The organism is Sinorhizobium saheli (assembly GCF_001651875.1).
Classification (GTDB): Bacteria; Pseudomonadota; Alphaproteobacteria; order Rhizobiales; family Rhizobiaceae; genus Sinorhizobium; species Sinorhizobium saheli.
In genome coordinates this window covers 75,672-101,756 of sequence record NZ_LNQB01000102.1, presented here as the reverse complement: position 1 = coordinate 101,756, position 26,085 = coordinate 75,672, and the positions used below count along the sequence as shown (strand labels likewise).

Genomic DNA, 26,085 nt, shown 5'->3' with positions numbered 1-26,085 from the left:
GATGCGCTCGTCAACTATTTTGACGCATTTACGGTGAACTCGGTCGTATCGCGTTGAAAGCAATGCATATGATACCTATAACGGGTTCACGTCGTGACCGGCCGCAATGCGCGGGGCGTTCAGCGAGAGAGTTTCTTTGAAGTGAGGTTTTGATGCCCTGGAGCAATCAGAATGGCGGCGGCGGCCCGTGGGGCGGCGGCGGCAATCAGGGGCCATGGGGCCAGGGGCCCAATCGGCCGCGCGGCGGAAGGGGTGGTCCGCCGGATCTCGAGGAGATCATCCGGCGCGGGCAGGATCAGTTGAAGAACGTCGTTCCCGGCGGCTTCAACGGCGGCATCTTCGTCATCGTCGGCCTCCTGATCCTCGGCTTCGTCCTGCTCAATTCGATCTATACCGTGCAGCCGGACGAACGCGGCGTCGAGATGCGCTTCGGCAAGCCGAAGGAAGAAATCTCCATGCCCGGCCTGCACTACCATTTCTGGCCGTTCGAGACCGTCGAGTTCGTCAAGGTGACGGAGCAGCAGCAGAATATCGGCGGCCGCACTGGCGGGCAGTCGAGCGCCGGATTGATGCTGAGCGGTGATCAGAACATCGTCAACGTACAGTTTTCGGTACTCTTCTCCGTTACCGACCCGAAAGCCTATCTCTTCAACGTCGAGAACCCGGCGGACACGTTGCAGCAGGTGGCCGAAAGCGCAATGCGCGAGGTCGTCGGCCGGCGCCCGGCGCAGGACATCTTCCGCGACAATCGCCAGGCGATCGCAGCCGATGTGAAGAACACGATCCAGGCGACGATGGACAGCTACGGCGCCGGCATCTCGGTCAATACCGTCGCGATCGAAGACGCCGCGCCGCCGCGCGAAGTCGCCGACGCTTTCGACGAGGTGCAGCGCGCCGAACAGGACGAGGACCGCTTCGTCGAGGAAGCCAACCAGTACGCCAACCAGGTGCTCGGCAAGGCACGCGGCCAGGCCGCGCAGATCCGCGAAGAGGCGGCCGCCTACAAGGATCGCGTCGTCAAGGAGGCAGAGGGCGAGGCGCAGCGCTTCATCTCGGTCTATGACGAATATTCCAAGGCGCCGGACGTCACGCGCAAACGGCTCTACATCGAGACGCTGCAGGGCGTCTTCAGCAAGTCCAAGAAGGTCATTCTCGACGAGAAGAACGGCCAGGGCGTGCTGCCTTATCTGCCGCTCAACGAAATCGGTAAGCCCGCGCAGTCGGGAGGAACGCAATGATCAACAATCGCACCTCCGTCATCCTGATCATTCTGGCCGCGGTGCTGGTCGTCATCTATGCGTCGATCTTCGTCGTCAACGAGCGGCAGCAGGCGATCGTCGTGCGCTTCGGCGAGATCCGCGACGTCAAGACCGAGCCGGGCCTCTATTTCAAGCTTCCCTTCGCCTTCATGGATGCCGACCGCGTGCAATATGTCGAGGACCAGGCGCTTCGCTTCGACCTCGACAATATCCGCGTGCAGGTTTCCGGCGGCAAGTTCTACGAGGTGGATGCTTTCGTCGTCTACAAGATCGCCGACGCCCGCCGTTTCCGCGAGACGGTCTCCGGCGACAGGGAGTCTGCCGAGGCGCGGCTCAGGACCCGCCTCGACGCATCGCTGCGCCGCGTCTACGGCCTGAGGGGCTTCGAGGCGGCGTTGTCGGATGAACGCGCCTCGATGATGCGCGAAGTGCGCGCGGACCTCAGGGCCGACGCGGAGTCGCTGGGTCTCAACATCGACGACGTGCGCATTCGCCGCACCGATCTGACCCAGGAGGTTTCCCAGCAGACCTATGACCGGATGAAGGCCGAGCGGCTCGCCGAGGCCGAACTCATCCGCGCGCGCGGTAACGAAGAGGGCCAGCGCCGGCGCGCGATCGCCGAGCGCCAGGTGGTCGAAATCGTCGCGGAAGCGCAGCGCGATTCGGAAATCCTGCGCGGTGAGGGCGAAGCCGAACGGACAAGGATTTTCGCCGACGCTTTCCAGCGCGATCCCGGCTTCTTCGAATTCTACCGCTCGATGTCGGCCTATGCGCAGTCGATCGGCAGCCCGGACACAACCGTGGTCCTGTCGCCGCATTCGGAATTCTTCCGTTATTTCAACAGCGCTAACGGGGCAGAACTTCCGGCGCCGCCAGCCGCACCGAACGCGCCGGCCACTCAGGATTGAGCGGACGATGTCCGACTTTCTGACCGGATTCGCTTTCTTCCTGATCTTCGAGGGGCTGGTGTACGCACTGGCCCCTCTGGTTTTGGTGGAACTGGCGAAGCGATTGCCGTATGTCCCGGAACATCAGCTCCGACTGGCGGGTTTGACGTCCGTGGCCGTCGGCGTCGGACTCGTCTGGTTGCTTCGAGGATAATGCGAAATGCCACATAAACTGCTGATCCGGCTGGTCGACGCCGAATATGCCATCACCCGTCTCAACGTCGGGTCCGCTATTCCGGAGTGGCTGCCGGGGCCGGGGTTCTGGACGGTCTCCAGTTCTCGCGAGGAGATGACGCTCGTCTGTCGTGCGGCGCGCATCCCGTCGAGCGTGCAGAGTTCGCTCGGCTGGCGCTGCCTCCGCATCGAGCAGCATTTCAGTTTCGACGTGCCCGGGGTTCTCTCCTCCGTGCTCCGTCCGCTTTCGGCGGCGGGCGTCGGCGTCTTCGCCAATTCGACCTTCAGTACCGACTACGTCTTCGTCGCCGGGTCCGATCTCGAAAAGGCCGTGCAGGCGCTGAAAGAACACGGGCACGAAATCACCGGCTGAGCGCGGGACTTGCAAGCGAAGGCGTGGCGGCGCGCCATTGGGCCCTTGCTTCCAGGCCTTTCGCTGATCCAAAACCACGGCACGCGGCCGGGCGATAGGACCGAGGCGCCGCGGGTGCGAGACTTGCCGACCCGATCAGGAAATCGTGTCTGGACGCTTCGGAATTCCGCCGTATCTTCAAGGCTAAATCGCCTGTCGCGCGGGTGCTGCAGCGGCTGGTTCTCATCCGGCGGGATGAGCGGCGCTGTTGGACGGGGTGGCATATTTCGCTGCAGCCAAACCACGATCGTGCGATAATCCCGGAGTGCCACGGCCTGAACCGGCGTGACGCAAAAGAAATGATAGGAGCCTGGCGACTTGTCGAAACGACCCGAAATCATGCGCAGCCTGATGCTCGCTGCCGCGACGGCACTTCTCTTGTCCAACACGGCGCTTGCCGAGACGGCCACATCGCGGCCGGCGGCCGGCCCGCCCTCCGTCGCCGACCTCGCCGAAGGTCTCCTCGATGCCGTCGTCAACATCTCGATCTCGCAGAACGTCAAGGGTGACGATGACAACGCACCGATGCCGCAGGTGCCCGAGGGCTCGCCGCATCAGGAGTTCTTCGACGAATTCTTCCGTGGGCAAGGCGGCGAGGGCGGCCGGCCGCGCACGGTCAATTCGCTCGGCTCCGGTTTCATCATCGACCCGGCGGGCTACATCGTCACCAACAACCATGTCATCCAGGACGCCGATGACATCGAGATCAACCTTCAGGACGGCACCAGGCTCAAGGCCAAGCTCGTCGGCACCGACACGAAGACCGACCTCGCCGTCTTGAAGGTGGAGCCGAAGAAGCCGCTCAAGGCGGTTTCCTTCGGCGATTCGCGCAAGATCAGGATCGGTGACTGGGTGATGGTCGTCGGCAACCCGTTCGGCCTCGGCGTCTCCGTTTCCGTCGGCGTCGTCTCGGCGCGCGGGCGCAACATCAATGCCGGCCCCTATGACAGCTTCATCCAGACCGACGCGGCGATCAACCGCGGCAATTCCGGCGGTCCGCTGTTCAACATGAAGGGTGAGGTGATCGGCATCAACACGGCGATCCTTTCCCAGACCGGCATGTCGGTCGGCATCGGCTTTGCCGTGCCGACGGAACTCGCAATGAACGTCGTCAATCAGCTCAAGGAATTCGGCGAGACGCGGCGCGGCTGGCTCGGCGTGCGCATTCAGCCGGTCACGGATGACATCGCCGAAAGCCTGAAGATGGAGCGGCCTAGCGGCGCTCTTGTTTCCGGCATCATCGAGGGTGGACCGATCACCAAGGGCGAGATCAAGCCGGGCGATATCATCACGAGATTCGACGGAACGGAGATCGTCGAAATCCGCGATCTCATGCGCGCCGTCGGCGAAAGCCCCGTGGGCAAGGCGGTCGACGTGGTCATCATCCGCGACGGCAAGGAAGAGACGGTTCGTGTGACGCTCGGCCGGCTCGAGGATGGCGAGCAGCTTGCTGCGGCGCAGTCGGGCGAGCCGAAGTCTGAGGGCGCCAAGCCGGGCGAACCGCCGGCTGCGAAACTGCCCGCCACCGACGCGGTGCTCGGCATGAAGCTCGCGGTGCTCGACGCCGAGCGGCGCAAGAGCTTCGGCATAGCGGAGAACGTCAAGGGCGTCGTCATCACCGAGGTCCAGCCCAACTCGCCCGCCGCGGAGCGCCGGGTCGAGGCCGGTGACGTGATCGTTGAGCTCGGCCAGGAGGCGATGAACTCACCGGAAGATGTGACCGCCCGGGTCGAGGAACTGAAGTCCAACGGTCGTCGCAATGCGCTTCTTATGATTGCCAGCAAGACCGGCGAGCTGCGCTTCGTGACCGTGCGCATGGAATAGCGCGGCAGCCAGAACCCTGGTCAGCAAGGAACGCCCGACTGATGGTCGAACCGCGGCGCTTCAAGGCGCGGGAACCTCTCAGTCCGGCCTTGCTGCATCGCGCCCCCACTCCTTCGCCGTGATCGCGTAGACCACGTGGCGCTTCAGGTGCGGATGCGTGTCGGGCACGTGCGGGTGGTCGAAGTCGCGGAGCGGATCGGGGCGCATGCCGATGCGTTTCATCACGGCGGTGGAACGGGTGTTTGCCGGCACGGCGAAAGCAACGATCTCGTCGAGCTTCCGTTGGGTGAAGCCGCAGTGGAGCAGGGCTCTTGCCGCTTCCGTGACATAGCCCTTGCCCCAGTGAGGCAGGGCGAGACGCCATCCGATCTCGATCGTGCCGTCCGGCAGGTGCGGTTCAGCATTGGTCAGCGCGAGGCCGCAGAAGCCGATCGGTGCGTCATCGGTGCGAAGCGCGAGCGCGAAGAATCCGAAACCCGTCTCGCGGATGCTGCGGCTGTTGCGATCGAAAAGAGCGTCGGCCTCGGCGCGGCTGCGGCGGTGGGGGAAGAACTCCATGACCGTCGCATCGCTGTTGATCGCGGCGAAGAGATCGCGGTCGCTGTCCAGCCAGCCGCGGACCCTCAACCGCGCCGTTTCGCAGACGATCACGAGACGAAGTCCGTCTTGCGGTAGCCCTGGAGGTAGAGTAGGGCGGTGAGGTCGCCATGGTCGATGCGGAACTTCGCCTGCTCGGCGACGATCGGCTTGGCATGCAGCGCGACGCCGCTGCCGGCGAGCTGTATCATTCCGAGGTCGTTGGCCCCGTCACCGACGGCGATGGCGTCCGCGGTCGAGATGCCGAGCCTCCTCGTGACGTCGATGAGCGCATCGACCTTCGCCTGCTTGCCGAGGATCGGATGGGCGACCTCGCCGGTCAGCGTTCCATCGCTTTCGATGAGCACGTTGGCGCGGTTCTCGTCAAAGCCGAGCTTTTCGGCGATCGGGCCGGTGAAGACGGTGAAGCCGCCGGAGACGAGGGCGGTGTAATGGCCCTTCGCCTTCATGGTCGCGATCAATTCGCGGCCGCCGGGGGTGAGCGTGATGCGTCTGGCGATCACGTCCCCGATGACGGCCGTCGGCAGGCCCTTCAGAAGCGCCACGCGTTCGACGAGAGCCGGCTCGAAGGCGATCTCGCCGTTCATGGCGCGCGCGGTGATCGCCGCCACCTTTTCCTTCAAGCCCACTTCGGCGGCGAGTTCGTCGATGCATTCCTGGCCGATCATGGTCGAATCCATGTCGGCGATCAGAAACTTCTTGCGACGGGTTTCGGCGTCCTGCACTGCGATGTCGATGGCAGCGCCGGCGATTGCCGCCCGCAGCAATGCTTCGGCTTCGCCGGGATCGGTGCCTTCCACGAGCGCGATGTCGCAGGCGACGCCGTCGGCGAGCCAATAGAGCCCGGACGCCTTAACGGCCTCGGCTGCCGCCTCCGCCAAGGCTGGCGTCAGAACAGGATTTGACGGATTGGCGATAAGCGTGGCAACGAGGGCCATGATGCGAAACCTTGCAACAGATACGGACGCGATCCTGATAACCGGGCCGACCGCCAGCGGCAAGTCCGCGCTTGCGGTCAAGCTCGCGCAGCGGCACGGCGGCGCGGTGATCAATGCCGACAGCATGCAGGTCTACGACACGCTGAAAATCCTCACTGCGCGCCCCGATGAGGCCGAGATGGGCGGCGTCGAGCACTTTCTGTACGGTCACGTGCCGGCGGCGCAGCCCTATTCGACGGGGGCGTGGCTGCGCGAGGCGGAGGCTCTCGTCGCGAAACTGCGGGGGCAGGGGCGGCTCCCCGTCTTCGTCGGCGGCACCGGACTCTATTTCAAGGCGCTGACCGGGGGCCTGTCGGACATGCCGGAAATCCCGGCGACAATCCGCGAGCGGCTGCGCGCGCGGCTCACGGATGAAGGCGCCGCCGCGCTTCATGCGGAGCTTTCGGCACGCGACCCGGAAACGGCCGAGCGCCTGCGCCCCGGCGACGGGCAGCGGATCGTCCGCGCCCTGGAGGTGATCGCGGCGACCGGCAGGCCCATTCGCGCCTACCAGCGGAACCGGGGCCCGGTGATCGTCGATCCCGATCGGGCGCGGAAGATCGTCGTGCTGCCGGAGCGCACGCTCCTCCATGGCCGCATCGACCGCCGCTTCGAAGCGATGCTCGCGGGCGGCGCAGTCGAGGAGGTGCGGGCACTCCTCGCTCTCGATCTCTCAGCGGACATGCCCGTCATGAAGGCCATCGGCGTCCAGCAGATCGCAGCCATGCTAAGGGGAGAAATGAGCGAGGCGGAGGTGATTGCTGCCGGAGCGGCCGCGACGCGGCAATATGCCAAGCGCCAGATGACCTGGTTCCGCAACCAGCTAGACGAGAGCTGGGCGCGGATCGAAAGCGCCGACGATCTGGGATGAAGACGGTCAGGTAATGCCGTGCTCCTTCAGGACTGCATCCTCGTCGCCGCTGACCCAGCCGAAGATCTTCGGCTCGCCGTTGCGCATCTGAACGAAGTAGTGGACGTCGAAGTCGATGGTGACATCGGGTTCGTCCCTGCCGTCAAAGACCGAGCGCCAGTCGACGCGCACGAGGCAATGCAGCTGATCGATGGGCGTGATCGCGAGCTTGCGGATCCTCAGCTCCCTGGTACCGATCGCGCGGTAGCGGGCGTAGCCCTTGTCCATCGACGCTTTCAGGCTCTCGTCGTTCTTCCCCGTCATCACGCCCGCGGGCGAGGCGGCTATGAAGTCGGAAGCGAAAGCGAAGGTCGTCTCGCCGACATCCATTTGCTGCGTCAGCACGCGGTTCGCCATCGCTTCATAGCGCGCGAAGAAGTGCCGGATCGTCTCTTCCATGATCTCTGTCCGATTGCAGCCGGATCAAAACGCCTGCCGTTGCAGTCGGTTCCAGGCGGAGCGGAATGAGCAAACCGCCAGCGACTTGCCCGCTCGAGCGAAATCCGCTCACATGTGTTCGCGCCGCCGCTCTATCTCTTTGTTTTTGCGCATCTGTGCGATGTCAGGTGATTCCACCTGACTGCAGAATGCTCTATTTGCGGATGAGGCTTCCGAGCGGGCGCTTGAGCAGGCTCTCGCGCAGCGATCCTTCACGGTGCGGCGCGGACGGCGCGTCGGCGAAGCCTGGGACCGGCTGCCCCGGCGATTGTGCCATCCGGCTCACCTCCCTTTCCGCCTGGCCGGAGAGGATCTGCTCGCGGATCTGATTGAAGCGTTCAAGCTGCGGGTTCACGGGTTCGGAGGGGCGCGGGAGCATGTCCGGCCTGTAGGGCTCGACTGCGGGAAGGTCCCGGGCGGGGATCGTCGGTACGGCCTCGATTTCGGCGGAGTCCCGGTCGTCTTCCTCCGAGGCAGGGGGGCGACCGGGCTGCGCCGCCAGATAGCTCTGCTGGAAACCGGATATGTCGGGGCCGTTCATCGCGCGCATGCGGCCGACGATCGATGCAAGATCGACGGCCGGGGCATCCTCGTCGACCTTGTCGGTGATGCCGTGGGCGCGCGGCAGCAGGGCCTCGTCGACGCGGGCGAAGCGCATCCGCATCGGCACGGCCACCGCTTCGCCGAAGGCGATCGCCTCGCCATTGCCGATCGAGGAGATGAAGCTGGTGGTGGAGATCGACGAATTGGAGATCGCCGAGCGGATGATCTCCTGGTCGCGGTCGTTGGCAAGCCGCATGGCGAAGACCGTCGAGCATTGCGACAGGATCGTCGGGTCGAGCTCGCCCGGGCGCTGGGTGATGATCCCGAGCGAGACGCCATACTTGCGGCCTTCCTTGGCGATGCGCGCGATCGCCTGGCGCGTCGGCAGGAAGCCGAGCGCGGAATCGGCCGGGACATAGCGGTGCGCTTCCTCGCAGACGACGAGCATGTGGATCGCGCCATTGCCCCACAGGCCGATCTCGAAGGCCATGCGGCAGAGGACGGAGGCGACCGAGTTGACGACCTCCGAGGGGATGCCCGCGAGTTCGAAGGTGGCGATCGGCTTGCCCTCTCCCGGGATGCGGAAGATCTTGGCGATGGTGTCCTCGATCGTGTCGGTGATCGTGTTCGACGAGAACATGAAATGGTAGCGCGGGTCGTTGATCGCGGAGACGATCTTGATCTTGAGGGAGCGCAGATGCGGTTTGTCGCTGCGGCCCTCGAGCCGGCCGATGCGCTCGTCGATCATCGCCAGCAGGTCCGCGATGCGATAGGGCACCGGCGTGTCCGCGGTGATAGAGCTTTTCTCCGTCTGGCGCCGCATCAGCCCGGATTCGCCGCCCTTGAAGGCCTTCTTCGCATCAGGGATGACGTCGCGCAGGATGTCGAGTTCTTCGGCCACCGGCGGTCGCCCGCGGAAGATCACCTCGGCGAACTCCTCGAGCCGGAAAAGCCAGAAGGGGAGCTCGAGCGTGTCCGTTTCGATGACCACCGCATGCTCGGGAAAGGCGGCGGCGAATTCGTTGTGCGGATCGAGGATCAGCACGCGCAGTTTCGGGTCGGCGGCGATCGCCTTGTTGAGGAGCAGCGTCACGGCGGTCGACTTGCCGACGCCGGTGGTGCCGACGATGGCGAAGTGTTTGGCAAGCATCGAGGGCACATGGATGGTGGCGTCGAGGCTCTCGTCCTGGGTCAGCTTGCCGATGACGCAGCTGTCCGATTGGCGTGAGTCATAGATGCGGGCGAGGTCGCTCGCGCGGATCCGGTGCGCGATCGCGCCGAGATAGGGGTAGCGGCTGATGCCGGCGGAGAATTCCTCGCGGCCGTCGAGGCCCATGTGGACCTCGCCCATCAGTTCGACCTCGATGCGGAAGGTATTGTTGGCTTCCTCGCTCCACTCGTCGGAAGCGGTCTGCATCGAGCAGACGAGGGCGACGACGCGATTCGTGCCGACGGAAATCGAAATCAGCCGGCCGACCGACCAGAGCTCGGTGAGCGAGGTCTCGCCGTTTTCGGCGACTGCCGCGATCGTCGCGCGCGAGCCGTTGCAGGCGACGACCCGGCCGAGAAAGCGATTGCCCGGCCGCGTACCGTCCCGGCGATCCTGGGTCCCCGCACGAACCGAGGGATGAACTTCACTGTCGAGCAACGCAGCACCTCGGGCGACGAGCGCCAAATCGGAACGGCCCCGGACGGAGCGGGCGTCCGCTTTCCTCATGGCGCTTCAGAATAGCGGATGCCACTTAATAAGTGGTTGCCCGCACGTGCGCGGCCGCGTGCCGCTTTGATGCAGCGCCAAAAGCCGTTGACGGGTGGGGGATTTCTGTTTATCAAGTCGCCCCATGAAAAATTTCGCGGTTATTCTTGTGGTGGGACGGCGCATGGGCAGGATGGTGTAACCATCCGGCAGTAGCCACCCATGCGCTGAACGAGGCTCCTGATGGGGCCTTTTTTTATGCCTCCAAACAAGTTAATTCACCCAAACCTGAAAGAGGGACGGAAGCAGGCCAATGAGCGGAACTGAGAACCAGATGACAGGCGCGGAGATCGTTCTCCAGGCTCTGAAGGACAATGGCGTCGAACATATCTTCGGCTATCCCGGCGGCGCCGTGCTTCCGATCTATGACGAAATTTTCCAGCAGGAAGATATCCAGCACATTCTCGTCCGCCATGAGCAGGGCGCCGGCCACATGGCCGAGGGCTATGCCCGCTCCACCGGCAAGGTCGGCGTCATGCTGGTCACCTCCGGTCCGGGCGCGACCAACGCCGTCACGCCGCTGCAGGACGCGCTGATGGACTCGATCCCGATCGTCTGCATCTCGGGGCAGGTGCCGACCGCGCTCATCGGCTCGGACGCCTTCCAGGAGTGCGACACGGTCGGCATCACCCGGCCCTGCACCAAGCACAACTGGCTGGTCAAGGACGTCAACGACCTCGCGCGCATCATCCATGAGGCCTTCCGCATCGCCCAGTCGGGCCGCCCCGGGCCGGTCGTCGTCGACATCCCGAAGGACATCCAGTTCGCGACCGGCACCTACACGCCGCCTTCGGCGGTTCCGACGCAGAAGAGCTACCAGCCGAAGACGCAAGGCGACCTGAAGAAGATCGAGGAGGCGGTCGCGCTGATGAAGGCGGCACGGCAGCCGGTTATCTATTCGGGCGGCGGCGTCATCAATTCCGGGCCCGAGGCCGCGCATTTCCTGCGCGAACTGGTCGAACTCACCGGCTTCCCGATCACCTCTACGCTGATGGGCCTCGGCGCCTATCCGGCCTCCGGCAAGAACTGGCTCGGCATGCTCGGCATGCACGGTACCTACGAGGCGAACATGGCGATGCACGACTGCGACGTCATGATCTGCATCGGCGCGCGCTTCGACGACCGGATCACCGGCCGGCTCAATGCCTTCTCGCCGAACTCGAAGAAGATCCACATCGACATCGATCCTTCCTCGATCAACAAGAACGTCCGCGTCGACATTCCGATCGTCGGCGACGTCGCCAACGTGCTCGAGGACATGGTCCGGCTCTGGCGTGCGGCGGCGAAGACGGTCGACGCGGCGCGGCTCGACGACTGGTGGAGCTCGATCGCCAAGTGGCGGGCGCGCAACTCGCTCGCCTATACGCCGAGTGACGACGTCATCATGCCGCAATACGCGATCCAGCGGCTCTATGAACTGACCAAGGACCGTGACACCTACATCACCACCGAAGTCGGCCAGCACCAGATGTGGGCGGCGCAGTTCTTCGGCTTCGAGCAGCCGAACCGCTGGATGACCTCGGGCGGCCTCGGCACCATGGGCTATGGCTTCCCGGCGGCGCTCGGCGTTCAGGTCGCGCATCCGGAAAGCCTCGTCATCGACATCGCCGGCGACGCCTCGATCCAGATGTGCATCCAGGAAATGTCCTGCGCCGTCCAGTACGGCCTGCCCGTCAAGATCTTCATCCTGAACAACCAGTACATGGGCATGGTCAGGCAATGGCAGCAGTTGCTCCACGGCAACCGCCTGTCGCATTCCTACACCGAGGCGATGCCGGACTTCGTCAAGCTTGCCGAGGCCTATGGCGGCATCGGCATCCGCTGCGAGAAACCGGGTGAACTGGACGAAGCCATCCGACGGATGATCGACACGCCGGCGCCGGTCATCTTCGACTGCCGCGTCGCCAATCTCGCCAATTGCTTCCCGATGATCCCGTCGGGCAAGGCGCACAACGAAATGCTGCTCCCCGACGAGGCGACGGACGAGGCGGTCGCGAACGCCATCGACGCCAAGGGCCGCCAGCTCGTTTGAGGACAAGGGTAGGAACAAGAGAATGAGCGCACATCTTCAACCGACGGGCTCCGCCTATTTCATCGCCAAGGAGACGGAGCTTGCCGAGACGCACACGCTTTCCGTCCTGGTCGACAACGAACCGGGCGTGCTCGCCCGCGTCATCGGCCTCTTTTCCGGCCGCGGCTACAACATCGAGAGCCTGACGGTCTCCGAGACTGAGCACGAGGCGCACCTGTCGCGCATCACCATCGTCACCCGCGGCACGCCGCATGTGCTGGAGCAGATCAAGAACCAGCTCGAAAGGCTGGTGCCGGTGCACCGGGTCGTCGACCTCACCGTGCGCGCGGCCGGCCTCGGCCACGACCGGCCGGTCGAGCGCGAGCTGGCGCTCGTCAAGGTGCATGGGTCGGGCGAGCACCGGGTGGAAGCGCTGCGCCTCGCCGACGCCTTCCGCGCCTCGGTCATCGACGCCAACATCGACCACTTCGTCTTCGAGATCACCGGCAAGCCTTCGAAGATCGAGCAGTTCATCGCCATCATGAAGCCGCTCGGGCTGATCGAGGTCTGCCGCACGGGCATCGCCGCGATGAACCGCGGGCCGCAGGGGATGTAAGAGGTGAGTAGAATGCGCACCTTCCGTGCGCACCCCTCCCCAACCCCTCCCTACAGGTGGGAGGGGCTTGGCGCCCGCGGCGCGCTCCTGCAAGTTCAATCGCTTGGTGCTCGCTGGAACGGCCAGGAATGACCGAAAAGGGCGCGGCAGATTAAGCCCCTCCCACCTGTGGGGAGGGGTTGGGGAGGGGCTTTCTTCCGTTTGGGCACATGGCTACGCCCCTGCGTTCCTAAATCACCTCCAGCCGCATCTTCCGCCTCGGCGGCGGAAACAGTCGGTCGAGTTCGGCGAGATTTTCCGTTGTCAGATGAATGTCCATCGCGTCGCGGTTTTCGCGGGCGCGCTCGGCGGAGCCGGTCTTCGGAATCGCGATGACGCCGGAGCGGGTCTTGAGGAAGGCGAGGGCCACCTGGGCGGGCGTCGCCTGATGGGCCTTGGCGATGTGGATCAGTTCGGAATTGTGCAGCAATCGGCCCTCGTCGAGCGGGGAGTAGGCCATGACCGGCACGCCGTGATCGCGGCACCGGGGCAGGAGATCATATTCGATGCCGCGGCGGGCGAGGTTATAGAGCACCTGGTTGGCCGCGACGTTGCCGCCGTGCGGCAGGGCGTCCAGTTCCTCCATGTCCTCCACATCGAAATTCGACACGCCCCAGGCGCGGATCTTGCCGGCCTTCTTCAAGTCCTCGAAGGCGGCGACCGTGTCGGCGAGCGGATAGTGACCGCGCCAATGCAGCAGATAGAGGTCTATGCAGTCGATGCCGAGGTTCCCGAGGCTGCGCTCGCAGGCGGCGATCGTGCCCGACCGGCTGGCATTGGAGGGCAGCACCTTGCTGACGATGAAGGCCTCGTCGCGCCGGCCCCTGACCGCCTCGCCGACGATGCGCTCGGACGCGCCGTCGCCATACATCTCCGCCGTGTCGATCAGCCTCATGCCGAGGTCGAGCCCCGTCTGCAGGCAGCGGACCTCGTCCTCAGCGCGCGCGCGGCTTTCGCCCATCCGCCAGGTGCCCTGGCCGAGGGCCGGAACCTTGCGGCCGTCGGGAAGGGTGATCATCGGGATCGGATCATGCATCGGAATGGTCCTGCAATCGGTTCACCCGTCCAATTTAGAATCCGGTCGCAAAATGTCCATCCGGCGCGAAGAACGGACTTCCGACCTGTGTCGTCGGCGTGAGCCGTCGCGGCACCCCAGTAAAAGAAAATAAAATCGCGCCTTGTAAGAAACACAATTGTGACCTACATACCTATTGTCGATAATTGATCGAAGAATTTTGTTGCTGCGCCGCGGCGCGTCGTCACGAAAATCCTGACAGAATCGGTTTCGATACATCGCGGAAACGCGGTGGGGTTTTCCATGAGCGATTGAAAGGTTGTCGACGTGGCTTCTGGAACAGTGAAATGGTTCAACAGCACCAAGGGTTTTGGCTTTATACAGCCGGATGACGGTGCTGCTGACGTATTCGTGCACATCTCCGCCGTAGAGCGCGCAGGCATGTCCACGCTCAAGGACGGTCAGAAGGTAAGCTTCGAGCTTGCTCAGGATCGTCGCACGGGCAAGACGTCCGCAGAGAATCTGCGCGCCCTTTGAGCGCATGCGCATGCTCGTTCAGAACGAGATTGTCATCTCCCTGCCTTTGACCACGGATGTACTGGCACTGGCGGGTTGAGATGATGAGGAAGGTCGGGTTCGCCCGGCCTTTTTTATTTCCATCGGAAAGGAGGTTGTTCGTGAAGAACGCCAACACCACCAACCGCGTCTTCAAGACCGAGAAGAAGAATCCGGCGGATCGTGCCGATCAGGCGACGCTGGCGGCGCGCGCGATCAACGAACAGGAGGCGGCAGCCCGGGAGAAGAAGACGGCGCGCCTGAAGCAACTGCGGCTGGAAAAGGAAGCCGCCGAGGCGGCGAATGCCGCGGCGGAACCGGCTGGAAAGGGGAAGCGCGAAAGACGCAGGTAAGCGGGCTTTGCCCGCGGCCGACTACCCACGCTCGTGACCTTAGAGTCATCCAAGGCTTGTCACCGTGACAAGATTGGGCTGGCGATCGGACTTGGGTCAGCTATGCTGACCCAACTTGTCTCCGGCAGATTCTGCCCCCGGGGAAAACACCAACCAAAGCATGAGCTGCCGCGGCGCGCTGCGGCGGGAGGAGAGGCCGATGCAGCCGGATACGCTTCTGGCGCTGTTCCTGTTTGCCTTCACGACATCGATCACGCCGGGGCCGAACAACATGATGCTGTTTGCCTCAGGCGTGAATTTCGGTTTCGTGCGGACGATCCCGCATATGCTCGGCATTGGCGGCGGCTTCTTCGTGCTCTTGCTCGCAGTCGGTTTCGGGCTCGGTGCATTGCTGCAGGCAGCGCCGCTCCTGTTCATGGCGTTGAAGTTCGCGGGCGGCGCCTACCTCGTCTGGATCGCGTGGAAGATCGGGACTTCGCGCTCGCTCGGCGAAGGAAAGGCGAACGCCGCGCCGATGAGTTTTCTACAGGCGGCGGCGTTTCAATGGGTGAACCCCAAGGCTTGGGTGATGGCGGTGGCGGCTATGGCCACGTACACGAGCGGCGACAGCAATCTCTGGAACGTGCTCGTCGTCGGTCTGGTCTTCGCGCTCGTCAACGTGCCGAGCGTTTCGACCTGGGCCGGCTTCGGCTCGGCGCTCCGGCAATGGCTCTCCGAGCCGGCACGGCTCAAATGGTTCAACATCACCATGGCCGTGCTCCTCGTCGTCAGCCTCTGGCCGATGCTACAATAGGGCGATGACGCATGATCTGGTTTTTCGAGAGTCGACTCCGCGTTTCACGCTACTGCATGTTTCCTTAAATCGACCTCGATTTGGAGGACAAAGACATGCAGCGATTCAAAGTCCTGCAGCGCCCTTTGCGCGTCCGATAAGACGCGCGGCGCCGTAGTCATTCTAGAAATAATCGCGTTTCCGGTAGAGGAGCCACGCAATGTCCGAGCATCATCATGGCGCTGGCGAAGGTCATGATCACCACCACGACAATCATTTCACCGACATGGAAGCGCGGGTGAAGGCGCTGGAGACGGTGCTGACGGAAAAGGGGTTGATCGATCCGGCGGCGATCGACGCGATCGTCGAGACCTACGAGACGAAGGTGGGGCCGCGAAACGGCGCGCGCGTCGTCGCCAGGGCATGGAGCGACCCCGAATTTGCCGACTGGCTGCGCCGGGATGCGACCGCGGCGATCGCGAGCCTCGGGTTTACTGGCCGCCAGGGCGAGCACATGCGGGCGGTCTTCAATACGCCCGAGACGCACAACCTCGTCGTCTGCACCCTCTGCTCCTGCTATCCTTGGGCGGTGCTGGGGCTGCCGCCGGTCTGGTACAAGGCGCCGCCCTATCGCTCGCGCGCCGTCATCGACCCGCGCGGCGTGCTTGCGGAATTCGGGCTTGAACTGCCGGCGGAGAAGAAGATCCGCGTCTGGGATTCGACGGCGGAACTGCGTTACCTTGTCGTCCCCGAGCGGCCGCAAGGCACCGACGGTTTCGGCGAGGATGCCCTGGCCGCGCTCGTCACGCGCGACTCGATGATCGGCACGGGGCTTGCGCTTTCGCCGGAGGAGGAACGATGAACGGGCCGCACGATCTTGGCGGGCAGCATGGGCTCGGGCCGATCGCACCTGAAAAAGGCGAGCCCGTTTTCCATGCCGAATGGGAGAAGCGCGCGCTTGGCGTCACGCTTTCCTGCGGCGCCTTCGGCGCCTGGACGCTCGACGAAAGCCGGCATGCGCGCGAATGCCTGCCGCCGGCGACCTATCTCGCGGCGAGCTATTACGAGATCTGGATACGGGCGCTGGAAGCGCTCCTGAAGCGGCACGGTTTCGTCACTGAGGCCGAGCTCGACGCAGGGCACATGCTCGAGAAGGGCCGCGAGCCGAAGCGGGTGCTCACGGCCGACATGGTGGCGGGCGCGCTTGCCAAAGGCGGTCCTTGCGACAGGCCGGTCGACCAGCCGCCGCGCTTTGCGGTTGGCGAGACGGTGCGCACCAGGAACTTCAATCCGGAAACCCACACGCGTCTGCCGCGCTATGCCCGCGCCAGGATCGGCGTGATCGAAGCCGTGCAGGGCAGCTTCGTGTTCCCGGACGACAATGCCCATGGCAAGGGCGAGAACCCGCAATGGCTCTATACGGTGGCGTTCGCCGCGGGTGAGATCTGGGGCGAGGGCGCGAACCCGACGCTCACCGTCTCGATCGACGCATGGGAGAGCTACCTTGAGCGCGTGTAACACTCCGGCGGCGCTTCTCTCATCGGCGGAGCTGCCGAAATCGCCGGAGGGCGATCCGGTCTTCGCCGAGCCGTGGCAGGCGGTCGCCTTCGCCATGACGGTGCGGCTCCACGAGAAAGGCGTATTCTCCTGGAGCGAATGGGCGGAGGCGCTGTCGGCCGAGCTCTACAGGCCCGGCCGCAAGGCCGACGCCAGCGACTATTACGATTGCTGGGTGGCGGCGCTGAGCCGGCTGGTGACGGAGCTTGCCATCGCCTCCGGCCGCGAACTCGAGACCTTGACGAAAAGCTGGCAGCGCGCGGCGGAGGCCACCCCGCACGGCAGGCCGATCATTCTCGAAAACGACCCGCTGCGATGAATGTCGGAGCGGTCTCCCTTTACGACTCCGAGCCCTCGAACTGCCGATGGCATTCACGGGCGACCTTGTGCAGCAACTCGCGCGGCACTTCGCCGGTGATCGCGTAGCCCATCTCGCCGTCGATCCAATAGAAGGTTTCGATCCCGCCCTCGGCCGCGATGCGGAAGCTCGTTTCGCGGTTGTCCTTATTGCGGCCAAGAAGGACCGTCAGCCGCTGGCCGGTGCCGTCCTCATACATCAGCATGGCGCCTGCCTTGCCGTTGACCGGCACCAGCCTGCCGCCGACGAGCGAGAAACCGAGGGGCGACAGGTCGGGGATCGTCAGGGGATAGTCGAGCCGCTTGCCGAGCCATGTCGCCAGATGCGCCTGCTGGTCGGCGCCAACCTCCACCGGATGACGCACCTCGCTCGCATAGATCAGGAAAGCGGATTGCGCCTGGCTGGGCAGGGTGTCCGCGGCGATGGCAACGGGTGATTGCGGTCCCGCGAGGCGCGGCACGTAGTTGCCGGCGAGCGCCCCTGCGGCAAAGATCAGCAGGCCGGCGGCGGCGCGCCGGAAAAGCGATGCGGAGACCATGCGACCCGCCGCCTGCCGGTGGGGGGCGATCAGCGCGCGGTCGCCGGCTTCACTGCGGGCGTAGGGCGCAAAATGCTGCCTCAAGGCTGCCGCCTGGGCCTGCCACTGACGCACCTCCTCGGCGCGGGCCGGATGGCTTTCCAGCCAGGCCTCAATGCGCCCGCGTTCCGGCTCGCTCAGGTGACCGTCGACATAGGCGTGCAGTTCGTCTTCGGAGACGGTATCGCTCTTATCCGTCATTTCGGTCTCCGTAGCGCAATCACATTGTCTTCCTTCATCGCTTCAGCGAGCTGCCGGCGGGCCCGCGAGAGGCGGGACATGACCGTCCCGATGGGGATCGCCATCATTTCCGCCACGTCCTGATAGCGATATCCCTCGATGACGACGAGCATCAGCACGGCGCGGTTGTCGGCCGAAAGCCGGTCTAGTGCGCGCACTAGCCGCTGCCGCTCCAAAGGGTCCGCGTCCTGCTCCTGGACGGCTAGGCCGAGCTCTTCGTCGAGCTCCACCTCCGGATGCTGCGCTTTGCGGCGATGGCGGTTGCGGTAGAGATTCGTCATGATGGTGAAGGCCCAGGCGCGCAGATTCGCGCCGCGCCATTGCGCGCGCCGCGCCAGCACCTTCTCGACGCAGTCCTGCAACAGATCCTCGCCGTCCGGATCGGAGTGCATGAGGCTGCGCGAATAGCGCCTGAGCGCCGGCATCAGGGCCAGGACGCCTTCTTCAAAGGAATCGGGCACGGAGGCGGCCGCCTCCGCGCCTGTCTGCGGACCGTTACGGTCGTGCGACATCCCATTCGCCCTTCACGCCGTCGCCGGTGACGTCACCCATCTTCTTGTCCTTGACCCAGAAGTAAAGGGGCATGCCGTCCTTGGCCCATTGCTTGCTGCCATCCTTGCGCTCGACGATCGAATAGGCGCCTTCGGCCTGCGCGTCGCCTTCCACCATGAAGGGCGGCCAGTTCTTGGCGCAGGCATCGTAGCAGGTGGATACGCCCTTCTGGTCATCCCTGTACGTATAGAGTGTCATGCCGTTCGCGCCCGCCAGCACCTTACCCTTTTCCGAGTCGACCGTCTGGACCGGCGGGGCGGCCAGGGCCGACGCGGCTGTGGCAAGGCAAATGGCGATGGCCAATGGAAATGTTCTCATGGGAAATTCCTTCCTCAGGCTGTTCATGTCTTCACTTGCAGGCGGCACAGCTGGTCGAGTCCAGGCTCTGTGCGCGGAACCGGTATCAGGTGGTTCGCGCATAAGACACGGAACAGAGCAGGTTTATTCCCCCGCGCCCGTGATGGTTGCGGGGGCTGGGTCGTCTTGACGGCAGCAGCGCGCGTCGGCTGGCATGCGGGCTCTCACGCCCGGTCGGCAACGAAGCGGGCGAGCGCAGGGCCGATAAGGGTGATGATCAGCAGCCGGGCCGTCTGCAGCGCCATGACGAAGGGCAGGTCGACATCGCTGGAGGCGGCGATGACGGCGATCGAGTCCAGCCCGCCGGGGCTGGTGGCGAGATAGGCCGTCAGCGGGTCGATCCCGGCGACTTCGATCAGCAACAAGGCCAGTAGCCCGCAGAAGGACATCAGCACCAGAATCGAGACGACCGTCGGCACCAGGGCGCGACGGGCATGCGCCAGGATCGGCCGGGTGAAGCCGAGGCCGATGTTCCAGCCGAGCATCGCGAAGGAAAGCGCAAGCAGCCATTGCGGCAATTCGATCGTGAGCATGCCGGTGACGTTGCAGACCGAGCCGATGGCGAAGGGCACGAGGAAGGCGCCCGCCGGCATCCGCAGCGCCTTGCCGAGAAGGCCGCCGACGATCCCGACGGAAAGGGTCGCGAGAAAGGGGAGGCCGGCGATCGGCGCGAACCAGCGGGCCCCGGTCCCGACCTCGGCGCCGCTCATCCAGAGATGAGCGACCATGGTGGCGGCGCTGGCGACGAAGACGACGCGGAGATATTGCATGAAGGCGACGAGACGAGCGTCCGCGCCATAGGCGTCAGCCATCAGCAGCATCGTCGAGGCCGCACCCGCCGACGATCCCCAGATCGCGGTCGTTCCGGGCAGGATGCGCATGCGTGTGATCGTCCAGCCGCAGAGCGTGCTGACGCCGATGACCGAGATGATGACGGCGAGAAAGAGCGGCCAGTTACTGGAAAAGGTCGCGAACAGGTCCGGCCGCATCGACCCGGCGATCATCATCGCAAGGACGATCTGTACGCAGAAGAAGAACCGGCGGGGCAGGCGGATCGTGCCGCCGTTCATGCCGACCAGCGCGCCGGCGGCCATCGGTCCCATCAGGAGCCCGGCGGGTATGCCGATCATTTCGAGGATTGCGGCGAATATCGCGGAGAGGGCGGCAAGCAGGCACCATTGCCTCACGGGCGACAGGCGACCCAGCCCGGTCTTTTCCGGTGTCATCGGCAATGAGTGCTGTTCCGGCTTCAAGGGCATTCTCCGGCAGGCGTCGCCTGGTTAACAGCATCAGCCGCGCCGATTCAAGGTGCAGGGCAAGAAAGCGCTACAGCGCGCCCTGAAGCTTGGCCCCAGATGCGGAGCGCTTGAGGCTGATTGGGCGCATTTGCACGGCACAAGATTCCACGTGAGCGCCGGTTGGCCGAATCGTGCGGAGCGGTCGTTCGGCAATTCGACACTTGCGCCGCGCCCCCGAATCCTGACACTGCAGGCCATGCAGTTCGCTCCGCAACAGGACGAGGCCCTGAAGGCCGTTTCTCGCTGGCTCAAGGAAGGCCGTTCGCAGCTCTTCCGGCTGTTCGGCTATGCCGGAACCGGCAAGACCACGCTTGCACGCCATTTCGCCGAGCATGTGGACGGCGAGGTGCTGTTCGCCGCCTTCACCGGCAAGGCGGCGCAGGTGCTGCGCTCCAAGGGCGCCCAGAGCGCCAAGACCATCCACTCGCTGATCTACAGGCCGCGCGGCGAGGAAGAGGTGGCAGACGAAGAGACCGGCAGGACCTCGATCGCGCCGATGTTCGCGATCAACCGCCAGAGCCCGGCGGCCAAGGCTGCGCTGATCATCGTCGACGAATGCTCGATGGTCGACGAAGCGCTCGGCAAGGACCTGATGAGCTTCGGCACGCCGATCCTCGTTCTTGGCGACCCCGGCCAGTTGCCGCCGGTTTCGGGCGGAGGCTATTTTACCAATCACGAGCCGGACTATCTGCTGACGGATATCCATCGCCAGGCGCGCGACAATCCGATCATCCAGCTCGCCATGCATGTGCGCGAGGGCAAGGAGATCATGCATGGTGATTTCGGCACCGCGCAGGTCATCTCCAAGAGCGAGGTGACGCAGCCGCTGGTGCTCGAGGCCGATCAGGTGCTCGTCGGCACCAATCGGACGCGGCGGCGCTACAATCAGCGGCTCCGCGAGCTGAAAGGCTTCACCAGCGATTATCCGCAATCCGGCGACAAGCTCGTGTGCCTGCGCAACGATCCGGCCAAGGGTCTGCTCAACGGCTCGCTGTGGCAGGTGATGAGTTCGTCCAAGGAAACGGTGAAGCCCGGCATCAACCTGATGATCCGGCCGGAAGACGACGACATGGATCGTGGCGCGGCGAAGATCAAGCTCTTGAAGGCGGCCTTCGAGGACGTCGAGGGAGAGATCCCGTGGTCGACGCGCAAGCGCTACGACGAGTTCGACTACGGCTATGCGCTGACGGTGCACAAGGCGCAGGGCTCGCAATGGAACAATGTCGTGCTCTTCGACGAAAGCTGGGCCTTCCGCGACACGCGCGAGCGCTGGCTCTATACGGCGATCACCCGTGCGGCGCAGCGGCTGACGATCGTGCGGTGAAGTCTTGCGACCGCGGCGGTCGGCAAAGCGCGTGCTCGCAAATCGGGGCGGTTGAGCGGGTGCCGAGCGCTGCATCAATCTGTTGATTGACATTGGCTCGGCCGGCAATCAGCCTTCCCATATTATGATTCTCGAAAACGTGCGTGCACCGCCAGCGGGAGCCGCGCGTCTCCTCAAATGAGAATCGAGCGGAAGACAAGGGGAAGGCAGGTCGTTCACGTTTACAGCGCCGCGCGTCGGGTCGGACATCCGAAGGTCCATATAGCGCTCTGAATCTCTGGATGATTTTGTAAATGCGGCGGCGCCTCAAGGATGGCGCCGCTGAACGCGGGAGTGGTGCATGCTGCGCGAAAGCCGGATCAACACACCACGACGAGCGTCCAAGCGTGCCGAGCGCTCGGGCGGGTCTTCCGCGCGCGGCGGCGAGCGGCGCATCGTCACGGCGCTCTGCTATGACCTGGTCGGATCGACCGGCCTGATGCAGGTGATGGACATCGAGGACTATCACGAGCTGATGTCCGCTTTCCAGTCTGCCGCGAAGCAAGCGATTGCCTCGCATTCGGGCGTCATGCAGCATGAGGCGGGCGACGGAGGGGTTGCGCTTTTCCCGATCGAGCTCGACGCGAAGGACGCCGCCTCGCTTGCCATTCGGGCGGGGCTCGGGATCGTCGAAGCCTGCAGGCGCGTCGGCCGCGAGGCGGGGCGGGACGATTTACGCGTTCGCGTCGGCGTCGCCACCTCCATCGCCCTCGTCCGTGAGGCGGCGTCGGAAGAGAACTGGATGCGCGAACCCGTAACCGGGGCTGCCCAGGCGCTGGCCACGCGCCTCGAGGGGATCGCGGTGCCGAACACCGTCCTTGTTTCCGAGGACACGCGACATCTCGCGGGCCGGTCGCATGCCTTCGCGTTTCAGGGCAGCAAGGTGCTCAAGGGTTTCGCAGCACCGGAAAAAGTATGGCGCGCACTGGGACACAAGATCGGGGTCGACCGGTTCTACGCCTTTGGCCGGCTCGGCGGGCCGTTGATCGACCGCGAGAGCGAGTTGAACACGATCGCGCGCATCTGGGGCGACGTGCTGCAAGCGCGTGGCGCCGTCCTCCTGGTCGAGGGAGATGCCGGAATCGGCAAGTCGCGGCTGCTGAGGGAGATCCGCAGCAGGACGCGTGAGCGCCGTTCGAAGCTCTTCTTCTTCCAGTGCCTGCCGGGCGGATTTCGCTCGACGCTTCATCCGCTGTTGAACAGTTTCCCCGGCGGCCAGATGGGCCCGACGGCGGCGCAGGTGACGAGCCTGTTCGAGCGACACGGAATCACCGACGCGGAGGTCGTCGAGATCTTCGCCTATCTGCTCGGAGCGCAGGGGCGGAATCATCTGCTGTCGAATGGCAATCTCAAGGAAATCCGCGAAAAAGCCCATCGCGCCGTGTTTCGAGCGCTCCGGTCCGTGTGCCGGAACGGCCCGATCGTCGTAGCCGTCGAGGACATCCACTGGATCGACCCCACCTCCCGTGATCTGCTCGGCGAAGCCGCGCGGGTCATAGCGCAACTTCCGGTCCTGCTCGTTGCGACCTCGCGTCCGTCCGCTTCCTCGGACTGGCTGGACGGGGCAAACCGGACCCGGCTGTCGCTGCAGCCGCTCGATCGCGACCAGACGAGATTGGCGATCAAGGCGAGCTGGCCGGAGCACCGGCTCTCCATGCTGCCCGACCTCTTCGATGTGACGGAACGAATATCCGGAGGCGTGCCGCTCTTCATCGAGGAGATCTGCCAATGGGTCTCGCAGAACGTCGAGCCCGACACGCTGAGCCTTTCGGAAAACATCAGACCCACCCATGTCTCGGCATTCGAGGCGATCCTCGACGCCCGCCTGCAGCATCTCGGCTCCGCCAGGGAGGTGGCGCGGGCGGCGGCGATCGTTGGCACGCAGGTCACCTTGCCGCTGCTTCGGGAGCTGCTGCCGGATTTCAGCAGGAAGGCGCTTGCAAACGCAGCCGATGTCCTTTGCGAGACGGGATTCCTCACCCGGATCAGGGCGTCGGGCCGGACGGCCTATGGGTTCCGGCATACGCTTATCCAGGAGACGATATACAACGCGCTGCTGCGCAAGCAGCGGCAGGTGCTGCATCGCCGCCTCTTTGCCGCGGTCAGTGAAAACCGCGACGCGGCCTTCTGGATCGACACAGGCGCGCTTGCCGAACATGCGGAGCGGGCAGGCCTTCTGGAAGAGGCGGTCCCGTTGTTCATCGCCGCCGGCAAGGAGAGTTCGAGCCGTTCGGCGATGAACGAGGCGAGGCAATATCTGGAACATGCCTTGAATCTCTGCGGCCAGATGAACGAGGCAGACGCGGCCGAGCCGCTGCAGCTTTCGGCTCTGATGGCACTCGGACCCGTCCTGACGGGGCTGGTGGGGTTCAATTCGCCACCGGCACGCGCGCTCTACGAGGAAGGCGTGGAAATTGCCCGCGGGCGACCGCTGTCGGAGCAGTCGCAGTGGTTTCCGATCTATTGGGGCTGGTGGTTCACCGGGTCGGATTTCCGCGTCATGCACGATCGCGCCCTCAAGGTGCAGTCGATGCTGTCGAAGGCCAATGAGCCGGAGATCCAGCTTCAGGTCAATCATTGCATCTGGGCGATCGATTTCAATCTCGGCCGTCACCGGGAGACGCAGGAGGCGGTCAAGGCCGGCCTGGCGCTCTATGACGAGAGACGCGCGAAGGAGAGCCGAACGGAGTTCGGAGGCCATGATGCGAAGGTCTGCGGCCTCGGCCAACTGGCCCTCTCGTTGTGGCTCACGGGGCGCACGAAAGCCTCGGACGCGGCTCTCTCCCGGATGATCGCCTTTGCGGACCGGATAGCGCATACGCCGAGCAAGGCGCACTCGTTCGATACCGAGGCGGTTTCCGCTTTCTACCGGGACGATTTCGAACGTCTCACGGAGATCTCGGCGCGCATGGCGGATTTCGCGACGAAGAACAGGATGCAGTCCCTCTCCGGCCTTTCGCTACTCTTCAGCGGATGGGCAGAGGCCCACCTCAAGAGCCTCGCAAGCGGGCATGCGGCATTTCAGAACGGCCTGGCGCTTCTGCGAGACCTGGGGACGGTAGCCGATCTGCCGATCTATCTCTACATGCACGCCACCTTGCTCGGCCGGGCGGGCAAGATCGACTCCGCGATCGACGTCGCGAGCGAGGCGATCGAGAAGGCCGAGGAGACCGGCCATGCCTATTGGCTCGCGGAATTGCACCGCTGCCGCGCGGTCCTTCGGGCGCGGGCAGGGCAGCCCAAGGATATAGTTGTCGGCGACCTCAGTTCGGCGCTGGACATCGCCGAAAGCCAGGGCGCGACGGCGCTCACCAGACGGGCACGGAACTCGATCCGGGAGCTTGGTGTTGTCGTCAAGCGCTGAAACAAGAGGGGGCGAAGCGGAAGGGCGTCTCGATGGAAGGCTCGCCGAACTCCATGCCTCTGTTGTTTCGCGGCTCGACGCGTCGCTCCTGCTCCGCCCGCAGCAGGAACAGCCGGAGCGCGCTCTCCGAGCGGTCATGCCTCTTTGTCGGCGGGCGGGGATCACCCGTCTCGGTGATCTGACCGGCCTCGATCGTCTGGGCTTGCCGGTGGTACAGGCGGTGCGCCCAGCCGCTCTTTCCGAAGTGACGTCGCTCGGGCGGGGCTTCGCCAAGGCGGAAGCCGCCCTCGGCGCGATCATGGAAGCGCTCGAGCGTTATTTTGCCGAATCGATCGCCGAGGGGCGGATATTTCATGCTACGGCCGATGAACTGAACATCGCCGACGGGCTCTTTGACAATCTCCTGGTGCCCGAGCACCGGGGGAGTTGGCGGCACCGGAAGATATCCTGGATCGCCGGCCTCGACGTTGCCAAGGGAGCGATGCATCCGGTTCCACTGGAACTGGTGCATACGCGCTATAGCGAGCCGCCGCCGCCCGACGACGGCCTGTTCCTGCGCACCACCACCGGCCTTGCCTGCCACAGGAGTGCTGACGCGGCGTTCCTGCACGGCTTGCTGGAATGCATCGAGCGCGATGCCATCGCCCGTGCCTTTGCGACGCATGGCTTCTTCGACCGGATGCGGATCGCGTCTTCGGGGCTGGGCGAGAAGATCGACCAAATATTGTCGATCGCGGGCGCTCATGGAGTTTCCTTCGCTTTGTGGCTTGCCCCGTCGCCGGCGGGCGTTCCGGTCGTCTGGTGCCAGACGATCGAAACCGGGCCGGGCGAGCCTGTGCTGGCGCTGCCGACCGAAGGCTACGCCGCCGGCCCGAGCCTCGAAGCAGCGGCGTCGAGCGCGATGCTCGAGGCACTGTCGGCGCGAGCGGGAGCGATCTCGGGTGCGCGCGACGACCAGACGCGGGAACATTATCGAAGAAGCACCGACGCCATCGTCGCGAAGGCTCGCGCCCTGATCCTCGACGGCGAAGCGGCCGTCCGCACCGCGGAGCCATTGTCCGCCGTTCCCGATCTTCGTTCGCTTCTGCAGCGCGTGGTCAAGGCCGGGCTCGGACCGATACTGGCGGTCCCCGTCGAGGCGGACGCCGAGACGGGGGTGCATTGCGTCAGGACGGTACTTCCGGGCGCCACCGCGTTTTTCGTCCTGCGATGAGCGTCGAG

At 64.6% G+C, this 26,085-nt stretch carries 26 protein-coding genes; 17 read left to right on the top strand and 9 right to left on the bottom strand.

Annotated elements, in window-relative coordinates; all coding sequences use genetic code 11:
• Positions 1-152: 152 nt before the first annotated feature.
• The 5 genes from hflK (at position 153) to ATB98_RS26770 (ending at position 4,616) form a co-directional block, all read left to right on the top strand.
• Positions 153-1,238: an FtsH protease activity modulator HflK gene (hflK, locus tag ATB98_RS26790; protein ID WP_066879425.1), complete on the top strand. Its 1,086-nt coding sequence runs from the start codon at positions 153-155 to the stop codon at positions 1,236-1,238.
• Positions 1,235-2,167 carry a protease modulator HflC gene (gene hflC / locus ATB98_RS26785; protein WP_066879422.1) on the top strand — a complete coding sequence of 311 codons (933 nt, stop codon included), beginning with the start codon at positions 1,235-1,237 and terminating at the stop codon, positions 2,165-2,167. Before hflK ends, hflC begins: the two co-directional genes overlap by 4 nt.
• A gap of 7 nt (positions 2,168-2,174) precedes the next feature.
• Entirely contained in the window at positions 2,175-2,360 is a 186-nt protein-coding gene (locus tag ATB98_RS26780; protein WP_066879419.1) for a DUF2065 domain-containing protein, read from the top strand.
• Between the two features lie 6 nt (positions 2,361-2,366).
• Positions 2,367-2,753, top strand: coding sequence for an ACT domain-containing protein (locus ATB98_RS26775; protein WP_066879416.1), 387 nt, complete (start codon positions 2,367-2,369; stop codon positions 2,751-2,753).
• Between the two features lie 357 nt (positions 2,754-3,110).
• The gene (locus tag ATB98_RS26770) at positions 3,111-4,616 is read left to right on the top strand and encodes a Do family serine endopeptidase (RefSeq protein ID WP_066879413.1); all 1,506 of its coding nucleotides are present in this window, start codon (positions 3,111-3,113) and stop codon (positions 4,614-4,616) included.
• Positions 4,617-4,694: 78 nt separating this feature from the next.
• On the opposite strand, the gene ATB98_RS26765 is transcribed toward ATB98_RS26770, so the two are convergent.
• Together ATB98_RS26765 and serB are read right to left on the bottom strand one after the other, a co-directional pair.
• On the bottom strand, positions 4,695-5,267 hold the full coding sequence (locus ATB98_RS26765) for a GNAT family N-acetyltransferase (RefSeq protein ID WP_066879410.1): 573 nt from the start codon (positions 5,265-5,267) through the stop codon (positions 4,695-4,697).
• A complete protein-coding gene (gene serB, locus ATB98_RS26760; RefSeq protein ID WP_066879405.1) occupies positions 5,264-6,151 on the bottom strand; it encodes a phosphoserine phosphatase SerB in 888 nt (295 codons plus the stop codon). Before serB ends, ATB98_RS26765 begins: the two co-directional genes overlap by 4 nt.
• On the opposite strand from serB, the gene miaA reads away from it, so the two are divergent.
• Entirely contained in the window at positions 6,150-7,061 is a 912-nt protein-coding gene (gene miaA, locus ATB98_RS26755; RefSeq protein WP_066879403.1) for a tRNA (adenosine(37)-N6)-dimethylallyltransferase MiaA, read from the top strand. The two genes, serB and miaA, sit on opposite strands and share 2 nt — an antisense overlap.
• A 6-nt stretch (positions 7,062-7,067) precedes the next feature.
• On the opposite strand, the gene ATB98_RS26750 is transcribed toward miaA, so the two are convergent.
• Both ATB98_RS26750 and ATB98_RS26745 read right to left on the bottom strand, forming a co-directional pair.
• Complete coding sequence (locus ATB98_RS26750; protein ID WP_066879400.1) at positions 7,068-7,499, bottom strand: hypothetical protein; 432 nt, start codon at positions 7,497-7,499, stop codon at positions 7,068-7,070.
• A gap of 193 nt (positions 7,500-7,692) precedes the next feature.
• The gene (locus ATB98_RS26745) at positions 7,693-9,798 is read right to left on the bottom strand and encodes an ATP-binding protein (protein WP_153435443.1); all 2,106 of its coding nucleotides are present in this window, start codon (positions 9,796-9,798) and stop codon (positions 7,693-7,695) included.
• A gap of 292 nt (positions 9,799-10,090) precedes the next feature.
• Between ATB98_RS26745 and ATB98_RS26740 the strand changes: the two genes are divergently transcribed.
• On the top strand, positions 10,091-11,869 hold the full coding sequence (locus ATB98_RS26740) for an acetolactate synthase 3 large subunit (RefSeq protein WP_066879397.1): 1,779 nt from the start codon (positions 10,091-10,093) through the stop codon (positions 11,867-11,869).
• A 22-nt stretch (positions 11,870-11,891) separates the two neighbouring features.
• Positions 11,892-12,464, top strand: coding sequence for an acetolactate synthase small subunit (gene ilvN / locus ATB98_RS26735; RefSeq protein ID WP_012708543.1), 573 nt, complete (start codon positions 11,892-11,894; stop codon positions 12,462-12,464).
• A 229-nt stretch (positions 12,465-12,693) separates the two neighbouring features.
• Here the strand turns inward: ilvN and ATB98_RS26730 are convergent, their stop codons facing one another.
• Positions 12,694-13,539: an aldo/keto reductase gene (locus ATB98_RS26730; protein ID WP_066879394.1), complete on the bottom strand. Its 846-nt coding sequence runs from the start codon at positions 13,537-13,539 to the stop codon at positions 12,694-12,696.
• Positions 13,540-13,845: 306 nt separating this feature from the next.
• Here ATB98_RS26730 and ATB98_RS26725 point away from each other — a divergent pair, with 306 nt between their 5' ends.
• From ATB98_RS26725 to ATB98_RS26700, 6 genes are all read left to right on the top strand, one after another.
• Positions 13,846-14,055, top strand: a complete 210-nt coding sequence (locus tag ATB98_RS26725) for a cold-shock protein (protein WP_066879392.1) — start codon at positions 13,846-13,848, stop codon at positions 14,053-14,055.
• Between the two features lie 140 nt (positions 14,056-14,195).
• Positions 14,196-14,426, top strand: a complete 231-nt coding sequence (locus ATB98_RS26720; RefSeq protein ID WP_066879893.1) for a hypothetical protein — start codon at positions 14,196-14,198, stop codon at positions 14,424-14,426.
• Between the two features lie 199 nt (positions 14,427-14,625).
• On the top strand, positions 14,626-15,219 hold the full coding sequence (locus ATB98_RS26715; protein ID WP_066879890.1) for a LysE family translocator: 594 nt from the start codon (positions 14,626-14,628) through the stop codon (positions 15,217-15,219).
• A gap of 199 nt (positions 15,220-15,418) precedes the next feature.
• Positions 15,419-16,060 (top strand): nitrile hydratase subunit alpha, encoded by a 642-nt coding sequence (nthA, locus tag ATB98_RS26710; RefSeq protein ID WP_066879389.1) that lies wholly within the window; start codon positions 15,419-15,421, stop codon positions 16,058-16,060.
• Positions 16,057-16,716 (top strand): nitrile hydratase subunit beta, encoded by a 660-nt coding sequence (nthB, locus tag ATB98_RS26705; RefSeq protein ID WP_066879386.1) that lies wholly within the window; start codon positions 16,057-16,059, stop codon positions 16,714-16,716. Before nthA ends, nthB begins: the two co-directional genes overlap by 4 nt.
• Positions 16,703-17,074, top strand: a complete 372-nt coding sequence (locus tag ATB98_RS26700) for a nitrile hydratase accessory protein (RefSeq protein ID WP_066879383.1) — start codon at positions 16,703-16,705, stop codon at positions 17,072-17,074. Before nthB ends, ATB98_RS26700 begins: the two co-directional genes overlap by 14 nt.
• A 19-nt stretch (positions 17,075-17,093) precedes the next feature.
• Here ATB98_RS26700 and ATB98_RS26695 read toward each other — a convergent pair whose 3' ends face one another.
• From ATB98_RS26695 to ATB98_RS26680, 4 genes are all read right to left on the bottom strand, one after another.
• Positions 17,094-17,891 (bottom strand): anti-sigma factor family protein, encoded by a 798-nt coding sequence (locus ATB98_RS26695; RefSeq protein ID WP_066879380.1) that lies wholly within the window; start codon positions 17,889-17,891, stop codon positions 17,094-17,096.
• Positions 17,888-18,442 (bottom strand): RNA polymerase sigma factor, encoded by a 555-nt coding sequence (locus ATB98_RS26690; protein ID WP_066879377.1) that lies wholly within the window; start codon positions 18,440-18,442, stop codon positions 17,888-17,890. Before ATB98_RS26690 ends, ATB98_RS26695 begins: the two co-directional genes overlap by 4 nt.
• A complete protein-coding gene (locus ATB98_RS26685; RefSeq protein WP_066879374.1) occupies positions 18,426-18,800 on the bottom strand; it encodes a COG4315 family predicted lipoprotein in 375 nt (124 codons plus the stop codon). Before ATB98_RS26685 ends, ATB98_RS26690 begins: the two co-directional genes overlap by 17 nt.
• Before the next feature lie 203 nt (positions 18,801-19,003).
• The gene (locus ATB98_RS26680) at positions 19,004-20,092 is read right to left on the bottom strand and encodes an AbrB family transcriptional regulator (RefSeq protein ID WP_066879372.1); all 1,089 of its coding nucleotides are present in this window, start codon (positions 20,090-20,092) and stop codon (positions 19,004-19,006) included.
• 241 nt (positions 20,093-20,333) lie between these two features.
• Here ATB98_RS26680 and ATB98_RS26675 point away from each other — a divergent pair, with 241 nt between their 5' ends.
• From ATB98_RS26675 to ATB98_RS26665, 3 genes are all read left to right on the top strand, one after another.
• Positions 20,334-21,461, top strand: coding sequence for an ATP-dependent DNA helicase (locus tag ATB98_RS26675; protein WP_066879888.1), 1,128 nt, complete (start codon positions 20,334-20,336; stop codon positions 21,459-21,461).
• 340 nt (positions 21,462-21,801) lie between these two features.
• A complete protein-coding gene (locus ATB98_RS26670) occupies positions 21,802-24,864 on the top strand; it encodes an ATP-binding protein (protein ID WP_066879369.1) in 3,063 nt (1,020 codons plus the stop codon).
• Complete coding sequence (locus ATB98_RS26665) at positions 24,848-26,077, top strand: YcaO-like family protein (RefSeq protein ID WP_066879366.1); 1,230 nt, start codon at positions 24,848-24,850, stop codon at positions 26,075-26,077. The genes ATB98_RS26670 and ATB98_RS26665 overlap by 17 nt, the downstream gene beginning before the upstream one ends.
• Positions 26,078-26,085: the final 8 nt, after the last annotated feature.

Coding starts and splice junctions, on each gene's coding strand:
- hflK (WP_066879425.1), top strand. CDS start 153: ATGCCCTGGAGCAATCAGAATGGCGGCGGCGGCCCGTGGGGCGGCGGC.
- hflC (WP_066879422.1), top strand. CDS start 1,235: ATGATCAACAATCGCACCTCCGTCATCCTGATCATTCTGGCCGCGGTG.
- ATB98_RS26780 (WP_066879419.1), top strand. CDS start 2,175: ATGTCCGACTTTCTGACCGGATTCGCTTTCTTCCTGATCTTCGAGGGG.
- ATB98_RS26775 (WP_066879416.1), top strand. CDS start 2,367: ATGCCACATAAACTGCTGATCCGGCTGGTCGACGCCGAATATGCCATC.
- miaA (WP_066879403.1), top strand. CDS start 6,150: ATGATGCGAAACCTTGCAACAGATACGGACGCGATCCTGATAACCGGG.
- serB (WP_066879405.1), bottom strand. CDS start 6,151: ATGGCCCTCGTTGCCACGCTTATCGCCAATCCGTCAAATCCTGTTCTG.
- ATB98_RS26750 (WP_066879400.1), bottom strand. CDS start 7,499: ATGGAAGAGACGATCCGGCACTTCTTCGCGCGCTATGAAGCGATGGCG.
- ATB98_RS26745 (WP_153435443.1), bottom strand. CDS start 9,798: ATGAGGAAAGCGGACGCCCGCTCCGTCCGGGGCCGTTCCGATTTGGCG.
- ATB98_RS26740 (WP_066879397.1), top strand. CDS start 10,091: ATGAGCGGAACTGAGAACCAGATGACAGGCGCGGAGATCGTTCTCCAG.
- ilvN (WP_012708543.1), top strand. CDS start 11,892: ATGAGCGCACATCTTCAACCGACGGGCTCCGCCTATTTCATCGCCAAG.
- ATB98_RS26730 (WP_066879394.1), bottom strand. CDS start 13,539: ATGCATGATCCGATCCCGATGATCACCCTTCCCGACGGCCGCAAGGTT.
- ATB98_RS26715 (WP_066879890.1), top strand. CDS start 14,626: ATGCAGCCGGATACGCTTCTGGCGCTGTTCCTGTTTGCCTTCACGACA.
- nthA (WP_066879389.1), top strand. CDS start 15,419: ATGTCCGAGCATCATCATGGCGCTGGCGAAGGTCATGATCACCACCAC.
- nthB (WP_066879386.1), top strand. CDS start 16,057: ATGAACGGGCCGCACGATCTTGGCGGGCAGCATGGGCTCGGGCCGATC.
- ATB98_RS26695 (WP_066879380.1), bottom strand. CDS start 17,891: ATGACGGATAAGAGCGATACCGTCTCCGAAGACGAACTGCACGCCTAT.
- ATB98_RS26690 (WP_066879377.1), bottom strand. CDS start 18,442: ATGTCGCACGACCGTAACGGTCCGCAGACAGGCGCGGAGGCGGCCGCC.
- ATB98_RS26685 (WP_066879374.1), bottom strand. CDS start 18,800: ATGAGAACATTTCCATTGGCCATCGCCATTTGCCTTGCCACAGCCGCG.
- ATB98_RS26675 (WP_066879888.1), top strand. CDS start 20,334: ATGCAGTTCGCTCCGCAACAGGACGAGGCCCTGAAGGCCGTTTCTCGC.
- ATB98_RS26670 (WP_066879369.1), top strand. CDS start 21,802: ATGCTGCGCGAAAGCCGGATCAACACACCACGACGAGCGTCCAAGCGT.